The sequence below is a fragment of the Siphonobacter sp. SORGH_AS_0500 genome (assembly GCF_031453245.1).
Lineage (GTDB): Bacteria > Bacteroidota > Bacteroidia > Cytophagales > Spirosomataceae > Siphonobacter.
Map to the genome: position 1 here is coordinate 2084557 of NZ_JAVIYT010000001.1, position 17227 is coordinate 2101783.

Sequence of the window (17227 nt, forward strand, 5' to 3'; positions counted from 1 at the left end):
TTCGGCGATCGCCAATCGGAAAAAGAGATTATATGAAAGGGGGGACCTGCCCTTTTGGTAGGTGGGTACCTGAACTGATCGGGCTAGGGGTCAGCCGGCCATTCGCATTCCAGATTTTCGAGTGGATCCTACTTCGATGAAACGTGCGAACTTCTTGAATAGAATGTAATCGAAACAGTCAGACAAGTGTGTTGCATACTCCTGAGCGATCGTTGCTTTGCCCTCGCTCTTCTTGTCCTTCTCAAATGTCGATCCATCCAATGGTGCGTTCTGGAGTGAGATAATCAAAGCTTTACATTCAGTCTGATTGATGGTGATTTTAGGCAAGCGTTCGTTGGCTCGTTGGAGCAATGCGTTGACAACTTGATAACGAACTTGATACTTTGGGTATGAGCGTTCGGTATAGTCAATGGTTCTCCATCCACGCTTATGGAAGATATCTTTGATAGTGTCAAAGAAAGGCTTGCGTCCTGCATCCTTATTGTTACCCCCTCTATCCCCGTATAGGTGGACCTCCTTCTTTAGGTGGTGCTGGTAATAATCACAGAAGTCATTAGCCAGGCGTTCCACAAGGGTACTGCCATTCGCATCCTTGACATATAGGTTATTAATAAATCGCTGTTCCTTATCTATTTCCTGACTTACTAATAGGGAAGTAAAATAGGCATTGAAATCCCACGCAGTTTCCAGCGGCTTCCACGGATCATAGTCCCTACGTTTAGAAGTTAGGATACCCGTTTTTTCATCCCTCTCATAATTGTAGGCGGGTGAGAAGGTATGTACAGAAGCCTCGAACGAGCTATAAAAAGCGTTAGGTAGTTTGGTTAAACGCTTATTCATAATCTCTACATCGAAGACCAGCGGATTATAGAGTTCTTGCTGTTCCTTGATGTAATCGGCTGGTAAAAAGGCAAGGTTATCTAAGGCCGTGGACTCCATGAAGAAATACTTCCGTGGATTCTTGAGCATCAGTTCCTCAGTCTTGAAAATCCACTGCCCTTCGGGTAGCCAGGGTGAGCTGGTAAAATCAACTGCCAGCCAGTGCAAGGGGTGGTTGTAGCCTTCCCTTCCTTTGCGTGGATCTCGGTACCTCCCTTTGTTAGCTCGTAGGGTTGGTCGGAGAATCTTGTTGAAAAAATCCTCCTTTAACGTGGCTGATTCGTCAATGAACAATTGATCCAGGTTCATCCCGCGAAGGGTTTCCTGCCGGTCGGCAGAAAGCATCTGAACCGTGTACCCGTTGGCAAAGGCAATACAGTTTTCGTAGGATTTTGGAGCATTCCAGGCTTTATACCAATGATCGGGCGGACGCCGGTTGATCACGTAATGTCCGTACTTCGATTGGTTGTTGTACTCATACAGCCGGTTGGCCTCGAAAAGAGCTTGGCTCTGACTCAGGATGATATCCTGAATCTGACGGTACGTAAGACCCGCTAAACCTGCCGTGGCCCGAGGCAAGGCGAAAGCACTGTCAGTAATAAGCTGGAGCAATTCATTGGTTTTCCCAGAACCACGACCTGCTTGATAGGTTCCCCTAAATCCACCAGAGTACTTTTCGCCTTTTTCATTTCCATCGGCTGTGTTGTTCATAACAGTCATGTGGAACTCCAATTGCTTGGGATTCCGCTTGACAATCAGATTTTCGGTTACATCAGCCATTACTCACCTCCTTTGCTACGTCGCCCCCGATCACAGCGTTTTGAATGACGTAGGTAACATTACGAGGGGGCATGAGCTGCTCTGGAGTTAGGGCAGACGTGCCGTCATTCAAGCCATGCAGATTTCCCAGCTTCTCCGAGGCTTTCATGATCATTTCAGCGGCTTTCAAAGGATCGTCAACTGTGTGCTTGACAGCCAGGGCGATCGCCGTGTAGTAATGTTCGGTTAGAAAGCGTTTTAGGGCTGCTTTGTCGGTTTCTTCCTGCTTTCCGAACACATACTCCATATCCGAATAGATCTGGCAAGCCTGGCTATAACTCAGGCTGTATTCCGTCTCAATAGCCTTGCGGACGTGCTCAGGGGAGAAGAGGCGGGTACGTAGAGCAAATGCCTTTCGCATCTTCTCTACATAATCCAGTTCCTTTTTCTTCAACTCCTTCTTTGCGGATGCTGGGTTGAAGTAATCTAAGTATTTGTCGAGCCGATGTTCCGATTTTTTTTCGAAATCATTCTCAACTAAAGTCAGAGGGGTATTCATAGTACAGAAAATGCTATGCTACGAATATTTGAACAGGCTTAGTCTCTGTATAGGACTAAAAAGGAAACATTAAATCATCAAACAAAAACATACGTTCTCTATTGTACGAAAAATGTTACCATTTATAGGTATATCATTAAGAATGGATGAAAGATAGATTTGCTTAAAAAACTAACTTAATCTTATGAAGAAGATCTATTTTTTCACAACATTTATCATTGCCTGGTTTACTGCATCATGCATTGGATATTCGCAAACAATTAAATTTGAGAATAGGCAAGTTACGTATATAGTGAGTGAAGAAAAAGATATTACAAACTATATAAAATTAAAAATTAGTGACATTAAAATTGATACTGATGTAAAAATAAAAAAGAATAATCTTTTAAAATCAGTATATGATTTTAATGATGTTAATATTACTATAAAACCTGGGGTATCTGGTTTTGAAATTCCATTTACAGTAAATAAGAGTCAAGCTAAAGAAGATTCAATAGAATTGATCTTGGACTCACAGGGTATTTTAGATCACATGAAGATAATATTTACAAAGAAAGAAAATATAGTTAACGATAAGGTTAAAAAACTTAGCAATATAAGAATATTGATGGGTCACTCTTTCGATTTCTTAGAGGATAATAAAACAAAAAATGCAGTTATTTCTTATTTTAAAATTGATGCATTTATACCTAAATTATTAGATAGTAAACAAGGAGTGCATTTCTATCTATATCAAAATAATTTTAATACATCTAAAAGTGATTCCTTAGGTCAAGGTAACAGAATTTCGGATATTTACAGGGTTCCAGGCCAAGGCTTGAATTTTAACGATTCCGCTAAATATGTGAGAGGTATATACAATAGAGTAACACAGCAAAATAATAAAGTATTTGGTTTTGGATTAAGCTACCTAAAATGCTTAGGTGAAAATAATCTAATGGGGAATACAAAATATTTTCTGAATTTGGGGTTTGAATATGTGAAACGTACGTATGACCTCAATTATAATTACGAATTAGTAGATTCAGATACTATAAGGGGTATCTATAACCCTATACGTCCATCAATAACTACTTTGACAAAAAGGGTAGTTATTAACAATGAGCTTTACGGTGGTATAGGATTTACTATTGATAATACGAATGAAATTGCCGATTTTAGAATTAAATATCAACTTGGATACTTAATTTCTACAAATTCATCTCCCGATCGGGGTATGATAATATTACCTAAAGTAGGTATTTCCAATTGGTTTAACGTTGAGCTTACTGAAAGAAAAAGTACATTAGACTTAACATTAGGAGTCGACTTTAGACAGAATACGAATTCTGGTTATCTATATAATGTTTATTTATCAAAAACATTTAATATTGAAAAGCTTAAAGATTTAGTAAAAAATTGAATAATGTGAGTTGATAAGATGGAGTTCACAACATATAATGAACTCCATCTCATTAGAACAAACTGACTCCTGATGGGTCAGATATAGCCCTGCGAGCCCGTTCCCTCATTTCTTCCTCTTTTTCAATAGGAAAATGAGGATGTAAAAGGGTACCCTCTGAAAAGAAGTGATGCCAACTGCGGCCCATCCTCCGGCCTTTTTCATTATGCTTGTCAAAAGCAAAATCAGGGATAGTTAAGCGTCTGAAAGCATGAGTGAACCAAGCCCAAATCAATGTCCAGTCGATCAAACGGCTTTTGCGGGATCTACTTAGTAGCAAGACTGAGTGAATTAGAAATAGCCGCTCAGGGTGGTTTTTATCGTCTTTCTTCTTGGCCTGCTCCCGGTACATTTCGTATAAGGCCCAGACTTGGCTGCTGATGTTCGGTTCAGCTAGTCCAATATCCTCGGAACTAATAATCCGAATGCGTTTCATCACGTACTCACCGAAGCCGCTTTCAAACAGTTCTACGGCCCAGAAGATGGCATCTTCTTCCAGTCCCCGACGGATTGATTTTTGAAAGGCTGAACTTACTTCATAGAAGTCGTACCCTCGTTTCGTTTTGATTTCGTACTTACTCATGGTATCTTTACAGAGATCAGTATTTACATACTGGTTAAAACATTGATTGCCAGATAAGCCCCTTCCTTTCGGTCGGGGCTTTCTTTTTAGAATAGGTTGGTTTGTCGGTCTTCTGCGGCTGATTTAAATAGGGGCGTATCACTCCACCCTTTATACTGACTACGTGCTGGACCAACCCGGAGGGGTTGCGTAGTAGCTAGCTCCCGAAGCAACTGTTGCTCCAATGGGGTACGTTTCGGTTTCTTTTTCATGGTTTTAGGAGTTGGCGTAAGCGTTCCCGGTGTTTACGAGGAATCTGATTTTTATCAATTTTCCAGGCAAGCTTCAGCGATAGACTGAAAGACACTATTCCGTTTCTGAACAATGTCCAGGCTTTATGCATGATGGAGCTAAGGCGGTTACGAAGAGATGCTTTCATGATTAGTAGTTTTTTGAAGCGTATTCAACTACCAATAGGGCGGTGTCCATTTCCATCCCGTAAGCTTTCATAACGGCCTCGGTAATTACGAATATTACCTTTTCATCTATTTGGCCTAGGGCTAAAGCACCGTTGATTAGTCCGATGGCAAAATCCGTTGAAGATTTGAACAGAGCTTGTGTTGATTCTTGCATTTTTTTACTGATTAAAACATTGATAATGAGTGACTTATTGTACTATAAACTTCTTACGGAAAAGCAAGAATAAAAAGCGTTAAGTCGTTTATTTTCAGCGTTTTACAATAAAAAAAGTTGCTCGCCAAACGTGGTTTTAGAGGGCTGGAATTCGGGCGGTTTGACGGAAGGTTTGGGTTGAGCTTTAGCCTCCTTGACCATGCCCTGAAGCGTTTTTACCTGTCTGCACTGTTCTTTTTCAATGGGTGCCAGGTGTGGGTAGCCGGTTATATTCAGTAAGGCGTTGATCTGGTAGCCGAACCGCCAATCCTGATCGAGCCAAAAGCTATCGCCACATACTACCTGCCCCTGACAACCGTGAATCACCATGTTCAGGGCGGTCATTTTCGCACACAGATAGTCGATATCGCAGGCGTAGAACACGGCTCCGGGCGAAAGCACCTTTACGGCCAGCAGTAAGCGTCCAGAACCCGCCGCAGGGTCGTACACGGTCTTACCTGCTTCTACGCCTGAATACTGAAGGCCGGCCATGACGTCACAGAGTTCGTGTGGAGTGAAAAACTGCCCTAAGGCACTAGCTTTGGATTCACTGGACAGCACTTCGTAGTAACAGCCCAGGGCATCATACCACTCGCGTTTTTGCAGGACTCGATTGGTAGTTATTATCCAGTCGCTGAAGAGCTGACGGAATAGCGTATACCGGTGAGCGTATTTTTTCTCAAGACGGGCGACTAATTCCTTATCGCCAGTAGGCAGAAAACAGGCGATGGAATAATCAAGAAAGTCATTGAATGTATCAGCATATTGGAAGTGATAGCATAGTTCTTCAAATACGCGGTTAAACTCCTTGAGTTCAGCCGGTACCTCGGTTGATTTTGGCATGATGTAGGAAAGAAAAAGCCCCGCTGTCGGGCGGGGCTCAGTGGTTTAGAACGGAAGATCTTCGGAAGCGATGGTTTCGGAGTAGTTGCAGCTTTTCATCAGGTGCTCCACGTAGTAAGGCTTGATTCGAAACGTGGTCAGTTCCTTGAACTTCTCCTCGATCACCTGTAAACGTTGTTGCTCAGGATTCACGTAGCTGGCAGGTCGGTAGGCTCTCACGAAGGCAATCACTTCGTCCATGGTAAAAAGCAGGCTGCTGGTATCGTTGATTTCCATCAGCTGCACATCCAGATTGGCACCCTGCTTTTTAAACCAGCTCTTGCTAACGTCAGGTAGCCAGTTGGGGTCGCCGTGGGTTTCAAAATCACCTTTTGGGAATGGCTTCAGTAAATCACTCAGCTCGCTTTCTTTACTGATCCATGACTCGGCATTTGCCTTCGTTTTTTTCCAGAGAACCGCCAGTTCCAGAGGGTTCTGGCTATTCTCTAAAATGTACTCATCTATTTTGTCAGGGTCGATGCCTTCAGGAATAGATAGCGTGCGGAAGGCCAGGTGACTGACGGTGTAAAGCTCGTATTTGGCACAGATCAACTTATCCAGGCTGTTGATGTGCATGCGTTGACCAACCTCGGTGGCATAGGCATAGTACTCCGCTTCAGTCTTGCCGGTCGCGGCCATGAAGCGATCTATATTTTTGCGGGAAATTTGGGGGGTCGTGGGTACTACAGTCGCAGTGTGCATAAATCCGTAATTAAGTGGTTAAAGCATTGATTATTAATGACTTATTGTGCTGTAAACCTCTTACGGATTGGCAAGAATAAAAAGCAGAAAATCGTTTTTTTTGAGAAAAAATATATGATTACATCAACTTTTTCACACTGGGTTTAAAAAGAAAAACCTGGCTTATTACCAGGTTTTTCTCTATTCTCTTGGTCTTGACCTAAGCTGTGTTAAAAGCCTAATTATCAAATCTTCTCTCTCTAATACTGTCTGAGGGAAATCATTATTAAACATAGCTCCAAATTTTACTAGACCATCACCAGCAGAAGCTTGTAAATAGCCTTCTCTAGTGAATCTACGACCATTTACTAATAAGCTTTCAACTAAAGTCGATATTGTTCTTGAATTTAAATATTCGTCCAGTTTGTTTTCAATAGTGCTACGCTGCAATGGATTCACAGGAAGCGTTCGTAAGTTTTCTGATATGGCTTGTGCAAAGGTCAAATCATTAATTATCCTAGCTATAACTTCTCTGAAATTCCAGTGGATAGAAACTATGCTTGTGGTATCAGGAAAGATGAAATGTCCATCTGAACCAGGTGGGTCAAGAATATTGGCAGGCTCAGTCCAGCCAATATAGATTCTTTGCAAAATATCAAATGCTGTAATATCAAAATCATCCGTATGCCTTCTAAGCAAATCATCGACTGATTCTTTAACGATCTGATAATTGTCGTTATTTATTGACATTCTATTAACTTCCAATTGCTCGCTATAAGAAAGCCAAATAAATATTACAGATACTATGCCAATGAAAGGCGACATCAAGCCTCCAATAGTATCTCCAAGTGATCCTGTGGCAGTTACATTTTTGCCTATGGTTGTATTATAAAAATGAGTTGCGAAATAGTGGACAGTCAACAGGTAGATTATAAATGCAAGTATTGATAGTCCTAAAGCAATAAGTAAGTTACGCATTCGAAGTCTGGTTATATCAGTATAATAATTGGTACCAAACTAAAACAAAAAAGCCTGGATTTACACCGAGCTTTTTATGAGTGGATAACTTTCTATGTTAATACCCAAAATTAGTCCACTAAAGGATCTTTCACTAGAAAGGAAGTTTGAGCGTTTTTTGAAATGGATGCTTCAGTTTAGAATTTGTTGTTTGCTTTTTCAAGGTAACTACCTCTTTTCCAAAGATTCTTTGTAAAGTTTTGAAGTCTTCTTCTTCCACATTCATATTCCGAAACTCGCTCAATCCACCGGGATTGACGAATGTATCTTTCTGGGCCCAGTAAAACCGCTCGTCCCTCCAGATCATGCGATGCTCGTAGGCATTCAGGAGCGAAATCCAGTAGTCTTCGTTGAACACTTCCGGATTATACCACAACCGGCTGCCGGCCAAAATCCCATGGGCACAGCCGGTCAGGTAACCGCTCATGCGAATCGGGGCCAGCGAATTGTAGTTGATCGGGTTAGGGGAGACGCCAAAGCCGAACGCGAAGGCTCCGGCCTGGCGTGCTGCATCGGCGGTCATCTGGATAATGTCATAGGCGACGTCGGGATCAACCGTAGCGTCTTCGCCCTTACCCGTGTACACTCTTTTTAAATCGGTAATGTCATCATCGAGCATGAATACCGAGCCGAAATGTTTTCTGATCCATTCACGTTTCAAAGGCAAGCCGATCACTGAATCGGGATGGCTTACAATCTCAATACCGAGATTACAGGCCCGGTATAGGGCCGCTTGGCTTTCAGCAACGCAGATAATAGCATTATCGACGGCCTGCGTGGTCAGCACCCGCGTCGCACGCTTATGCGAGGGAATTACGACTTTGCAGATTTCCATAATTGAATGAATTCTTCACCTAGTAAAACGTGAGTACGGCCGATCTTCGAGCTTTTGTAGCATTTCTCCTGATCTACCTGCAATAATTCGGCAATGTGATTCTCGTCAATCTCATTGTTAGTCACGATAATGAAGGCCGTGTACTTTTCTGAGAACTTCGGTACGATCGGCATTTCCGGGGCTTTCGCTGGTTCCTCCATGGCCGCAGCGTGTGCCGATTCGAGCGATTCCAGTTGAATATCAAACCCGGCCAGATCAATTTCCTGAAAGTGTTCTTTCAGGATCTCATCCACCCAGTCTCCATGGATGGCATTGCTGGAAATGTTGTACTCCTTCAGTTCCAGTTCAGTAAGCTGGCGGTTCGGAACCCGCACGTCAATAATTTCATCGGCCCGACCCAGAGCAATCATGGCCTTGCAACGCTGATGCCCGGCCAGCAAAACGCCGTCCCGATTGATCACCGGGATTTCTACCAAACCAAACTTTTCGAGGGATTCTCTCAGCTTCTTCATTTGCTGAGTCGTCATTTTACGAGGGTTATGCTCGTATTCCACCAGATCGGAGACCCGGCGTTTTTCAGTCGTCCACTGAAGGGGAATTAAATCTGTCATAATCGCGATCTCACCAACTGGATGTCTACGCCCTTGGCATTAAGTTCATACTCAACTTTTGCCAGCTCAATTTCCCATTTGGTAGTGTTCGCGATTGACTTTTTAGGGTCCGATAGCTTCTTACGAAGTTTGGAACGCTTATCCGTCAGGCGTTGCCGCTCATGGGTGAGCTGGAGTAATAGTACTTCGTCATCAGGATTTGTTTCAGGTTCTGCCACGGTACTGGGTAGGGGTGCAGCAGTTCGGTTACGTTCAATCAATAGCTTTTGCGTCCACAGGTTTTCAATCTGGGTTTTCAAAGCAATAATCTGCCCAGTTAGTCCCGGGCAGGGGACGGTCTCAGGAATGTTGTGCAGCTCATTCGAGAGTTCAGCCATCTGACGTTGCAGACGGTCAATTTCTTTACTGATTTCAGCCGTTTGGCTCAGAGTAGCTGGTTTCGAGGGATTTACAGGCTTAGGAATAATTTTTTCCGTTTTTTGGGAATAATTTTCCTGTGTTTTTAGTAAAACCTTGGGCTGTTCTTTCAATAGATCAGCCAACTCAATTTCAGCCCTGTCCAAATCGGCCTGTTTAGCCCGGCCTGTGCGAACAAGTGCCTGAAGCATGGATACAGCCGCTTTCTTTTGCTGGATGAGAATCGTGTTCATGAAGCAACATTATCCTGGCAAGAAACCTTCGAAAAGGACTCAGGATTCACTTCATGATCTGGAGCTAGTCAATGTCTCCTCTGTCGGCAAGAAAATGAATCTGAGCGATGAAATCTGCCTCGGATAATAGTTCTTCTTCTTCCTGTTCTTTGCTAGTGAAGAGAAAACTTCTGAAATCTTCAATGACTCTTCGGTACTCAACCTGTTCAAAGTGTTCCATCCAGTCATCACGCAATTCATGCGGTGATGTTTCGGGTAAACTCAAATAATAATCTAACAGGGATGCCAGAGACGAAGGTTTAATTCCGTTCTGTTTCAGGAAGTCTCGAAAATCCGGGAAGCGTTTGGGAGCAGGAACACAGGGCATAATAGAGCCGGTAAGTCGCTGCTAACAATAGTCATATATACATACAACGCCTGCAACCGGACTTTCACCGGTACGCTTACCGGCAAGACCTGCCAGACAGCGTTGTATGTATGGTAATTAAACTATTGTTAGCGTTACAAATATAAGCAAAAAGCCTGTCCTTTAAGCAAGAACAGGCTTTTAAACTCCGTTTCAGTCGGCAAACTCTACTACTTCCCGCCTACAGCTTACTCTACAGGGGTTTCAGCATCTCCCTGTTTTTGACCGTCCGAATTTTCCGGCTGATCGCCTTCGGGGTTCTCGTTTGAATCCCCATTATCTTGACCTAAATTTTCGTCGGTAGGTTCTTTCTCGGTATCCTCGTTTAAATCCTCACCGCTTTCTTCTGTATCCTCTTGAGGCTCAACCTCGGGTTCTGGTATTTGTACACGAGCATTCAATTGCTCGGCGGCGGCTTGCTGCATTTTCGCAATAGCTTCCTCTCTTTCCTGCTCTTTCTCAGCCGCGATTTCGTGCGGCTCTTTGCCCGCGTATTGCTGCTGTTCTGCGTCGTGATCCACGTACCGCTGAAGCTGGTGAGCAATCAGAGGAACCTCAGATACTACATCTTCGCCGGGTTCGTATTCACCGCCGCTCAAATCGGCTAGTAGCTTACCGGCATTTTTAGCCGCCATTTTCAGGGTGCTGATTGTCTTTTTGACCTGGCTAATAGCTATTGTCGTACTCATTACGCCTGACCTCCTTTCTTAGCTTTTTTAGGCTCGGTTAGAATTTCGTTGATTGCTTCCTGAAACTCCTGAACCTGCTCTGGCGTGGGCGTCAGGGGTTCGGTGGCCGAATCAGCAGAAACGGGTTCCTGCTCTTCGGAGAACTGAACGAAGCCTGGTCCAAGCGGATGTTCATACACCCGCTTTAAATCCTCCTGAGAGGTATGTTTCGATAGGGTAACGGGGTTTTCCTGAAATGGAAACGTTACGCCTTCCTGTCCTTCAATCACTTGGTACATAATCTTTCGAATTAAAGAACTGACCGATATTACTGCCGGCCAGTTCGCTACTCATTGGCTATAAACTATCGAATCACCTACTCTAAAAATGTTAAGCAGTTGGGATGACCAGCGTATCCGTTAATTCCAGAATAGGCCAGGCGTAACCGTCTCCCTTGAATTTTAAGTCAAGTTGTTTGGCATCATCGGCCTTCGCTCCCGTCTGTGTGTCGTATTCGAAGGTCAGCGGACGAAGGCGAGATCCTAACACCCAGCGTCTGCCTTCCATGTCGATGGCAATCACAATACCCCCGGTGTTGAAGGTAGCTTCGGCAGCGGTAATCTGCTCGGCAGAAATACCCGCGAATTTTACACCCCCTTCGTGCGAGTGATTCTGATAGCCTAAAGCTCCTTTACGGGCATGTTTGATGTTCGCTGAATCAATATCACCCGTAAGTGTTGCGGGAAACTTACCCGTGACAAAAGGGGGGAGCGTGGTAATCTTACCTGACGCAATCACTGCCTTGGTAGGCCATTCGGCGGTTAGGTCTTCCGTCGAGAATACGAGGATCGAGGCAATGCCGCCAATATTGGCCTCGCCACGAGCACGGTACTTAAGGGCTGAAAATGAACTAGGCATAGCCTTATATTTTTTGAGTGAAAAACCTTTTTAGAAAGAAGGGGTACTCACTTAAGAAGGGAGTACCCCGGTTTGTCAGGTAATGGGGAAAGGAAATTACTTGTACAGCACGATCAAACGGCCATCCGCGTAATCCATACTGTTCTCCCAGTCCATGAGGATCTGAACGCCACGGCCCACCTCCTGGAACTTGATTGAAGTAATATCGCCGTTGGCGGTATTGTCGGCGTGCAGGTAAAAGATGTTGTCGTTCAGCGTCCAGAACATCTGGTCACCCGCGTCAGCCATCCAGTCACGAGCTTTGATTTCCGTGTTAGGTAACAGCTTGAATTTTCAGTACACCATCCTTGTACGTTACCACCTGATCGGCCTTATAAGGCAGGTTGTCCAGAGCGTTCAGGATCAACATTTCCTGGGTATCCGAAATGAAGAAAGAAGCCGGAGCATTCTTATAGCGGACGAGCGTTTTGTTAGAAATAATCAGCGTGACGATCTTCTTCAGCTCACCTAAAATGTTGGCTTCCGTTAGGGTAGCAACGGGATTGGTTACTTTGTTCACTCCTGGAATATCACCCACCGCACCGGTACCAGAGGTTGCATAGCCGGTCAGGAATTTTAGCCCTAAGCCGTCAAACAAGTTCAAACCACCCTGAAATGCCGTAGCATTACCAGATGCCTGATAACCAAGTTGACCTCCATAAATGGCATTGTTGACCTCCTGTCCGATACCGTCGAAAATCCGACCCATCAAATAGGCACGACCGGCAAAGCTGGCGAAATCAGATGGATCACCAGGCTGACGCTGGCCTAGGTACGAAATCGACAACTGATACAACTGCTGTTCGTCCAGCAGTAAATCCACTTTTGCAGGAGCCAGCACAGGCTTACGGCTTTTCTGAGTTAAGATCGGGCCGGGCGTAGGGTTGATCTGGTTCGTACGGCCAGGCTGAGTTAACGTGCGGAGTTCATCCCGAATCAGCTCCATGCCCTGTTTGACAGGGGCTACCACAAAATCTTTCTTGGCATCAAAGCCATTGGCCACTTTCAAGCTGAAGATTTTTTCGTAGTCTTTTTTCGACTCTTTCAGGTTTTGGGAAAGAGCTTCAACGTTCACTAAATTTGCCATCGCTTCGGATGTTGATTTTGTTGATGAAGTGTGTTTTAAATGCTGATTAAAAGGCTATTATAAACCTTTCATTAAGCCAGGATACTGAGTTTTCAGACGGTCGTATTCTTCAGCACGGGCTTCGTCTTTTTCATCTTCAGCAGTCTTGCCACCTCTTTGCTGTGCTAAGTCATCTTTAGGAGGTAAGTTCAAGGAATCAGCCTGATTTTTCTTCCATTCCCGAAGCTGCGTCAGCTCGTCGTCTTGGGTGGCTAACTGGTTAGTTTTTTCAGTGAGAGCGTTCTTGGTAGTGGTATGAGCTTCTTTCTCAGCGGTGAGCTGATCGGTCAGAGCTTGTAAACCACCTTCGATGGTTTCAGCCGCTAAGCCTTCCTCCAGAGTAACTTCCGTTCCGGCTAACAGTGCGGCCAGCAATGCGAATTTTGTCGTAGTTGACATGGGTATAAATGAATTAAGAATGTTGGCGTCGCTTTTGCCGTCCGAGCTGATCGGCCCGTTTCATGGCCTCCCGCAATGTTCCGATTTTATCAGCAAGCCCGTTTTTCAAAGCTTCGAAGCCCTGATAAGTACGGCCTTTCATGGCTTCGTCATCCACCTGCGGACGCACCTCTTTTACCTGGGCTTTGAACAGTTTGAAAATGGACGTTGCCACGGCTCGTTCGGCTTCTAACGCACCTTCAGGGGCAACTTCGAAGGGGTTCAGGGCTACTTTTTCGTCGCATCCTTCAGCTCGCACGATGGTAACTTTCCGACCCTGTTTTTGCAGGGCTTCTGTCCAATCTTCTTGAATGCTATAGACGCCAATGGAGCCTACTTCAGACGAGATTTTGGATTCCAGAAAGATTTCAGCACATTGAGAAATAACCCAGTAATTGGCGGAGAAAGAACCTCCGGCTACCCAGGCTACCACGGGTTTGGCAGAATTGCGAACGGCCAGAGCGAGCGTCTCGATGCCGTTCACAGTACCACCGGGCGAATCGGCCCGAATTACGATTGCAGAAACCGAATCGTCCGCGTTGGCCTGGTTGATCTGGTCAATGTATTCGTCGGTACCAAACGCACACAGATCACCGTACCGGGTCATGGCACCCATCATTGAAATCACGGCTACTTGCCCTGCTCTGCCCTGGATGGCATTCCCACCAACGGTTTCATTGTCCTGAGCAACCCTCAGGGTTTTCATGTTGGCTTTCCGGCTTTCAATTTTCAGTCCGTTGGCTTGTACACCCAGCATCAGGGCGGCAGCAGCCCCCGGTTGCATAGCCCAGTATCGTTCACATAGTGCGTTCATCGTTTCGTTTCAAATAATCACGGTACAATGATTCACTCTTTCATCGCAACAGGATAGGACGAAAAAAGCCCTCGATTACTCGAAGGCTTCATCAATCTGTTGTTTCAGCGTCAGTCTGTTGTAGTAACGCCAGTTGCACCCGCCAAAGATTCGCACGATCAGGAATTTCGTGTAGGTGCGAAAGGGGCGGTTGGGGTTCAGACGCTTCATGAATTCCAGCCAATAGAGATCAACCTGAAGCCGCGAAAAATGATGACTATTATTAAGCATATAATAGGCATCGTGAAAGGCATCAGCCGGAAAATCACGGCTGATGGGATGCACCAGGCTCTGAAAAAGGCTCGGAATGCTGGCACCATCGGTAAGAATGCCAGCCCAAACCGTGAATTTCTGACCATCGTCTGCCTGAAGCCTGAACGCTTTTGTCACCCGAAACTGATCTGGTTTCGGGTGTTTGGTATCGTATTCAACCTTGATTTTCATAGATCAACCTCGGGGATCGCTCCGTAATAGGCTTCCAGACGAGCCTTGAACCAGGGGTGTTGGCAGGCAGCTCCGAATATATAGAGCACAAAGTCTGCGGGTACTTCCGATTCGTCGGAAGGTTCAGCGGCTATGGGTTGCCAGTGCTGTTTCTCGCCTTCGCCGATCGGCATTTTCCATATTTTCTCAAGTTGAACACTACCGGAGTGAAACTGGCGGGAAAGGTCGATGATGAGCCGTCCCCGGAAGTCGCGGCGAAAGCCCCTCGCTTCCAGTTCGGCTTCGGTCAATACGCTGAATACAGCAGCTACCTGTTCTGGAGTAGTGAGGCGGTTTAAGAGCTCCATGTTTCTAGTCTAGTTTGGTGAATGAAAATTGCAGAAGGCAAGCCGAAGACAACGTTTCGTTTAGAAGGGCTTCAATTCGTTGTGGTACGCCGTTAGGCGTGTTGATGGTTCGCAAGCGTATGGTTTTGCTATTCAGATTGTGGGCCATACTGTGGAGCGTGATTTCGGCCGGGGTGGAATTCGAATCGCCCGCTACGTCACCATACCAGCTAAAAACCCCCGAAAAGACCCCCGCGAAAATGGAACCACCATTACCAGAGGTAGATAGGAGTAAGCGAAGGGCGTAGGTCCCCGTTTCGAGATTCAGTTCAGTCTGGTCAGCTACGGTTTTCCATGCGGCGGAATTATTAAACAGAATGGATTTTCGGAAAATGCCACGGCGGGCAAAAGGATTGATGAAAGAATTGGTACCCTGTTGATAGCTATTGATATACTGAAAATCAACGGTGAACCGGGGCTTCTCATCCAGATAATTCAGCCCTTTCATTCCGGTGACCAGGCTGGCGTTGTTCCCTATCTGAATGGTATTGAACACACAGAAAACTACGGTCGTTTCGTAAAAGCTGAGGCGGTTGTTATAGCCTGCCTTGATGACTCCCTGATTGTCTTTCCAAGTGTACAAGTCCCCAGACGAATAGCCCGCGTTATTTTCTACGATTATATTACTAGAACCCGTACCTGCCAAGCATATAGACCGACCTATGAACATTACACAAAAGTTGGTCTCTCCCACGAATCCACCCTGATACACCCGCTTAGCGAAGGTAAAAGAGCAATTCGCCTGCATCTGGATATACAGTTCTTCTACATTGAATCCGACATTCTCGCTTAGGGTATAATTCCCGATCACGAAAACCGTAACCCGTTGAAATTTTTCGTTTACGATCTGGGACACCCGTGTCAGGCTTTTGAGTGGTGCCGCTGCAGTACCCGTATTGTTATCATTACCCGTCGCCTGATTGACATACAGCGTCGTTGAAAGCGAACTGAATCGGTTAGGAAAGTCACCAATGACCCCCACCACCTGTTGCATGAACGTTCCCGGATCGTAGGCCCCGTTGTTGGTCAGGTGATTCAGGTATTGTTTCATCAGGCTGATGAGTCTCGGCCCGGTGATGTACCGTTTATTGGGGTTGGCTTCCCAGTCGGCCAGTTCGGCCATGATCTGAGCGTAGGTAGGTGCTGCCATTTATAAAGCAAAATCGAATGAAAAGTCTGAGTTAAAATCGCTCGGGCCTAAGAACTCCGGCTCGGAGTAGCCAGGCAGAAAGCAGGAACGGGTAGGAGCGGTACCCGTAAGGGTCAACACCGCCTGAGCGGTCTTGACTTCAACGGATACATACAGGGGGAATTCAGGAGAACCCACCAGCCGGGCGTAGCCGTTAGCGTCGAGCAGGATGGCCATCAGCCGGCGTCCCCGGTAGCGACTCGTTTCGTAGTGTACGTTAAGTGAGTCGCGAGGAACGGTTACGGTAATGGTTTTCATCCAAACCTCACCTTCGGTTAGCTTTTCGTTGAATGATCCCTGATAGGCCGGAAACTTTATTTCCTTGAAAGAAGCACCCGGTTTCAGGAAAAATGTGCCGGCTGGCAGTGGACCTTCACCCATCAGGATAGCCACGTCCCGGTACGTGGCCGGGTCATGAAATGCCAGTACATCGAAAGTGTCGATTACTTTCAACTGTAGCAGGCCGTCTACGTTTGCTTCGCCTGGCTGATTTCTGATGCCCTTCATCCGTTTCATAGGCTTCAAAAGTAGCCGTTGATCGGGTGAACGATTAGGACGATTTTCGAGGGGGTATAAAGTGTGAAAACCCTTTCCAGGGTATCTCAGGACGGGTTTTCCGGCGTGAAGAACTCACCTAAACTGGTGAAGTACTCCTGAAAAGGGGTGAACACTGCCGAAAACTGACGAACTAAGCCGCTAAATTTTTTGCAATTTTCTTCCGCAACCAGTTCTGGTGATCCCTCCATTTTTTGCGAAGTTTTTCGGCCAGTTTATCGTCTTCGGCTCCGTTGCCAAAGTAAGTGGTTACAAACATGGTTACTGCGTCGTAATCCGAATAGCCCACTCGCACAAAAGCCGACACTACCTCTTTGAAAGTCTCCTCGTACATCCGTTCGAAGGCCCGGGCCATCACAAAGGCTTTGTCCGGGTTGACGAAGCTGGACTTCAACGAATCGGGCATGAGTAGCGTAATGCAGATGGATTCATCTTCCATGGACTTAGGTAGTACGTGCTGATGAGCAATCTTTTCAGAGCCCAATTCTACGATGATGCCGAGAAACGATTTTTTGGTGACGTCAATGACGGCCGTACCGTCACCGTAGCGGTTCATTACCCAACGGCGGACAAAAGGATCCCTTATGGGTACACGAGTCTTAATCATTCTATGTGCAGGAAAATTAATACCTTTGAAACTCACCTGATTCCTGCTTT

At 45.5% G+C, this 17227-nt stretch carries 26 protein-coding genes; 1 reads left to right on the forward strand and 25 read right to left on the reverse strand.

Going from position 1 to position 17227, the window contains the following annotated elements; all coding sequences use genetic code 11:
* Positions 1–90 precede the first annotated feature (90 nt).
* Together QE357_RS08620 and QE357_RS08625 are read right to left on the reverse strand one after the other, a co-directional pair.
* Complete coding sequence (locus QE357_RS08620; protein WP_309706697.1) at positions 91–1659, reverse strand: terminase large subunit domain-containing protein; 1569 nt, start codon at positions 1657–1659, stop codon at positions 91–93.
* Positions 1652–2197 carry a hypothetical protein gene (locus tag QE357_RS08625; protein ID WP_309706699.1) on the reverse strand — a complete coding sequence of 182 codons (546 nt, stop codon included), beginning with the start codon at positions 2195–2197 and terminating at the stop codon, positions 1652–1654. The genes QE357_RS08620 and QE357_RS08625 overlap by 8 nt, the downstream gene beginning before the upstream one ends.
* A gap of 184 nt (positions 2198–2381) precedes the next feature.
* Here QE357_RS08625 and QE357_RS08630 point away from each other — a divergent pair, with 184 nt between their 5' ends.
* Positions 2382–3599, forward strand: coding sequence for a hypothetical protein (locus tag QE357_RS08630; protein WP_309706701.1), 1218 nt, complete (start codon positions 2382–2384; stop codon positions 3597–3599).
* A 52-nt stretch (positions 3600–3651) separates the two neighbouring features.
* Here QE357_RS08630 and QE357_RS08635 read toward each other — a convergent pair whose 3' ends face one another.
* The 23 genes from QE357_RS08635 to QE357_RS08745 all read right to left on the reverse strand — a co-directional run bounded on the left by QE357_RS08635 (position 3652) and on the right by QE357_RS08745 (position 17177).
* Positions 3652–4221, reverse strand: coding sequence for a hypothetical protein (locus QE357_RS08635; protein ID WP_309706703.1), 570 nt, complete (start codon positions 4219–4221; stop codon positions 3652–3654).
* 86 nt (positions 4222–4307) lie between these two features.
* Complete coding sequence (locus tag QE357_RS08640; protein WP_309706705.1) at positions 4308–4472, reverse strand: hypothetical protein; 165 nt, start codon at positions 4470–4472, stop codon at positions 4308–4310.
* Positions 4469–4639, reverse strand: coding sequence for a hypothetical protein (locus QE357_RS08645; protein ID WP_309706707.1), 171 nt, complete (start codon positions 4637–4639; stop codon positions 4469–4471). The genes QE357_RS08640 and QE357_RS08645 overlap by 4 nt, the downstream gene beginning before the upstream one ends.
* Positions 4640–4641: 2 nt before the next feature.
* Positions 4642–4833 carry a hypothetical protein gene (locus QE357_RS08650; RefSeq protein WP_309706709.1) on the reverse strand — a complete coding sequence of 64 codons (192 nt, stop codon included), beginning with the start codon at positions 4831–4833 and terminating at the stop codon, positions 4642–4644.
* A gap of 102 nt (positions 4834–4935) precedes the next feature.
* The gene (locus tag QE357_RS08655; RefSeq protein WP_309706710.1) at positions 4936–5715 is read right to left on the reverse strand and encodes an N-6 DNA methylase; all 780 of its coding nucleotides are present in this window, start codon (positions 5713–5715) and stop codon (positions 4936–4938) included.
* A gap of 45 nt (positions 5716–5760) precedes the next feature.
* Positions 5761–6456: a hypothetical protein gene (locus tag QE357_RS08660; RefSeq protein ID WP_309706712.1), complete on the reverse strand. Its 696-nt coding sequence runs from the start codon at positions 6454–6456 to the stop codon at positions 5761–5763.
* 180 nt (positions 6457–6636) lie between these two features.
* Positions 6637–7413 carry a hypothetical protein gene (locus QE357_RS08665; protein ID WP_309706713.1) on the reverse strand — a complete coding sequence of 259 codons (777 nt, stop codon included), beginning with the start codon at positions 7411–7413 and terminating at the stop codon, positions 6637–6639.
* A gap of 133 nt (positions 7414–7546) precedes the next feature.
* Positions 7547–8287, reverse strand: a complete 741-nt coding sequence (locus QE357_RS08670) for a hypothetical protein (protein ID WP_309706715.1) — start codon at positions 8285–8287, stop codon at positions 7547–7549.
* A complete protein-coding gene (locus QE357_RS08675; protein WP_309706717.1) occupies positions 8266–8898 on the reverse strand; it encodes a ParB N-terminal domain-containing protein in 633 nt (210 codons plus the stop codon). Before QE357_RS08675 ends, QE357_RS08670 begins: the two co-directional genes overlap by 22 nt.
* On the reverse strand, positions 8895–9548 hold the full coding sequence (locus tag QE357_RS08680; protein ID WP_309706719.1) for a hypothetical protein: 654 nt from the start codon (positions 9546–9548) through the stop codon (positions 8895–8897). Before QE357_RS08680 ends, QE357_RS08675 begins: the two co-directional genes overlap by 4 nt.
* A gap of 64 nt (positions 9549–9612) precedes the next feature.
* Positions 9613–9915 carry a hypothetical protein gene (locus QE357_RS08685; protein ID WP_309706720.1) on the reverse strand — a complete coding sequence of 101 codons (303 nt, stop codon included), beginning with the start codon at positions 9913–9915 and terminating at the stop codon, positions 9613–9615.
* 227 nt (positions 9916–10142) lie between these two features.
* Positions 10143–10643 (reverse strand): hypothetical protein, encoded by a 501-nt coding sequence (locus QE357_RS08690; protein ID WP_309706722.1) that lies wholly within the window; start codon positions 10641–10643, stop codon positions 10143–10145.
* Positions 10643–10921, reverse strand: coding sequence for a hypothetical protein (locus tag QE357_RS08695; RefSeq protein WP_309706724.1), 279 nt, complete (start codon positions 10919–10921; stop codon positions 10643–10645). Before QE357_RS08695 ends, QE357_RS08690 begins: the two co-directional genes overlap by 1 nt.
* A 91-nt stretch (positions 10922–11012) precedes the next feature.
* Positions 11013–11540, reverse strand: a complete 528-nt coding sequence (locus tag QE357_RS08700) for a hypothetical protein (RefSeq protein ID WP_309706726.1) — start codon at positions 11538–11540, stop codon at positions 11013–11015.
* 96 nt (positions 11541–11636) lie between these two features.
* The gene (locus QE357_RS08705; RefSeq protein WP_309706728.1) at positions 11637–11828 is read right to left on the reverse strand and encodes a hypothetical protein; all 192 of its coding nucleotides are present in this window, start codon (positions 11826–11828) and stop codon (positions 11637–11639) included.
* Positions 11829–11853: 25 nt separating this feature from the next.
* Positions 11854–12666 carry a hypothetical protein gene (locus QE357_RS08710; RefSeq protein WP_309706730.1) on the reverse strand — a complete coding sequence of 271 codons (813 nt, stop codon included), beginning with the start codon at positions 12664–12666 and terminating at the stop codon, positions 11854–11856.
* A gap of 57 nt (positions 12667–12723) precedes the next feature.
* The gene (locus QE357_RS08715) at positions 12724–13104 is read right to left on the reverse strand and encodes a hypothetical protein (RefSeq protein ID WP_309706732.1); all 381 of its coding nucleotides are present in this window, start codon (positions 13102–13104) and stop codon (positions 12724–12726) included.
* A 13-nt stretch (positions 13105–13117) separates the two neighbouring features.
* Positions 13118–13957: a S49 family peptidase gene (locus QE357_RS08720; RefSeq protein WP_309706735.1), complete on the reverse strand. Its 840-nt coding sequence runs from the start codon at positions 13955–13957 to the stop codon at positions 13118–13120.
* Positions 13958–14032: 75 nt separating this feature from the next.
* Positions 14033–14440 (reverse strand): DUF1353 domain-containing protein, encoded by a 408-nt coding sequence (locus QE357_RS08725; RefSeq protein WP_309706736.1) that lies wholly within the window; start codon positions 14438–14440, stop codon positions 14033–14035.
* Positions 14437–14787: a hypothetical protein gene (locus QE357_RS08730; RefSeq protein ID WP_309706738.1), complete on the reverse strand. Its 351-nt coding sequence runs from the start codon at positions 14785–14787 to the stop codon at positions 14437–14439. Before QE357_RS08730 ends, QE357_RS08725 begins: the two co-directional genes overlap by 4 nt.
* Before the next feature lie 4 nt (positions 14788–14791).
* Positions 14792–15976, reverse strand: coding sequence for a hypothetical protein (locus QE357_RS08735; RefSeq protein WP_309706740.1), 1185 nt, complete (start codon positions 15974–15976; stop codon positions 14792–14794).
* On the reverse strand, positions 15977–16531 hold the full coding sequence (locus QE357_RS08740) for a hypothetical protein (RefSeq protein WP_309706742.1): 555 nt from the start codon (positions 16529–16531) through the stop codon (positions 15977–15979). It abuts the gene before it with no gap.
* 172 nt (positions 16532–16703) lie between these two features.
* Positions 16704–17177 carry a hypothetical protein gene (locus tag QE357_RS08745; RefSeq protein ID WP_309706744.1) on the reverse strand — a complete coding sequence of 158 codons (474 nt, stop codon included), beginning with the start codon at positions 17175–17177 and terminating at the stop codon, positions 16704–16706.
* Between the last annotated feature and the right edge of the window lie 50 nt (positions 17178–17227).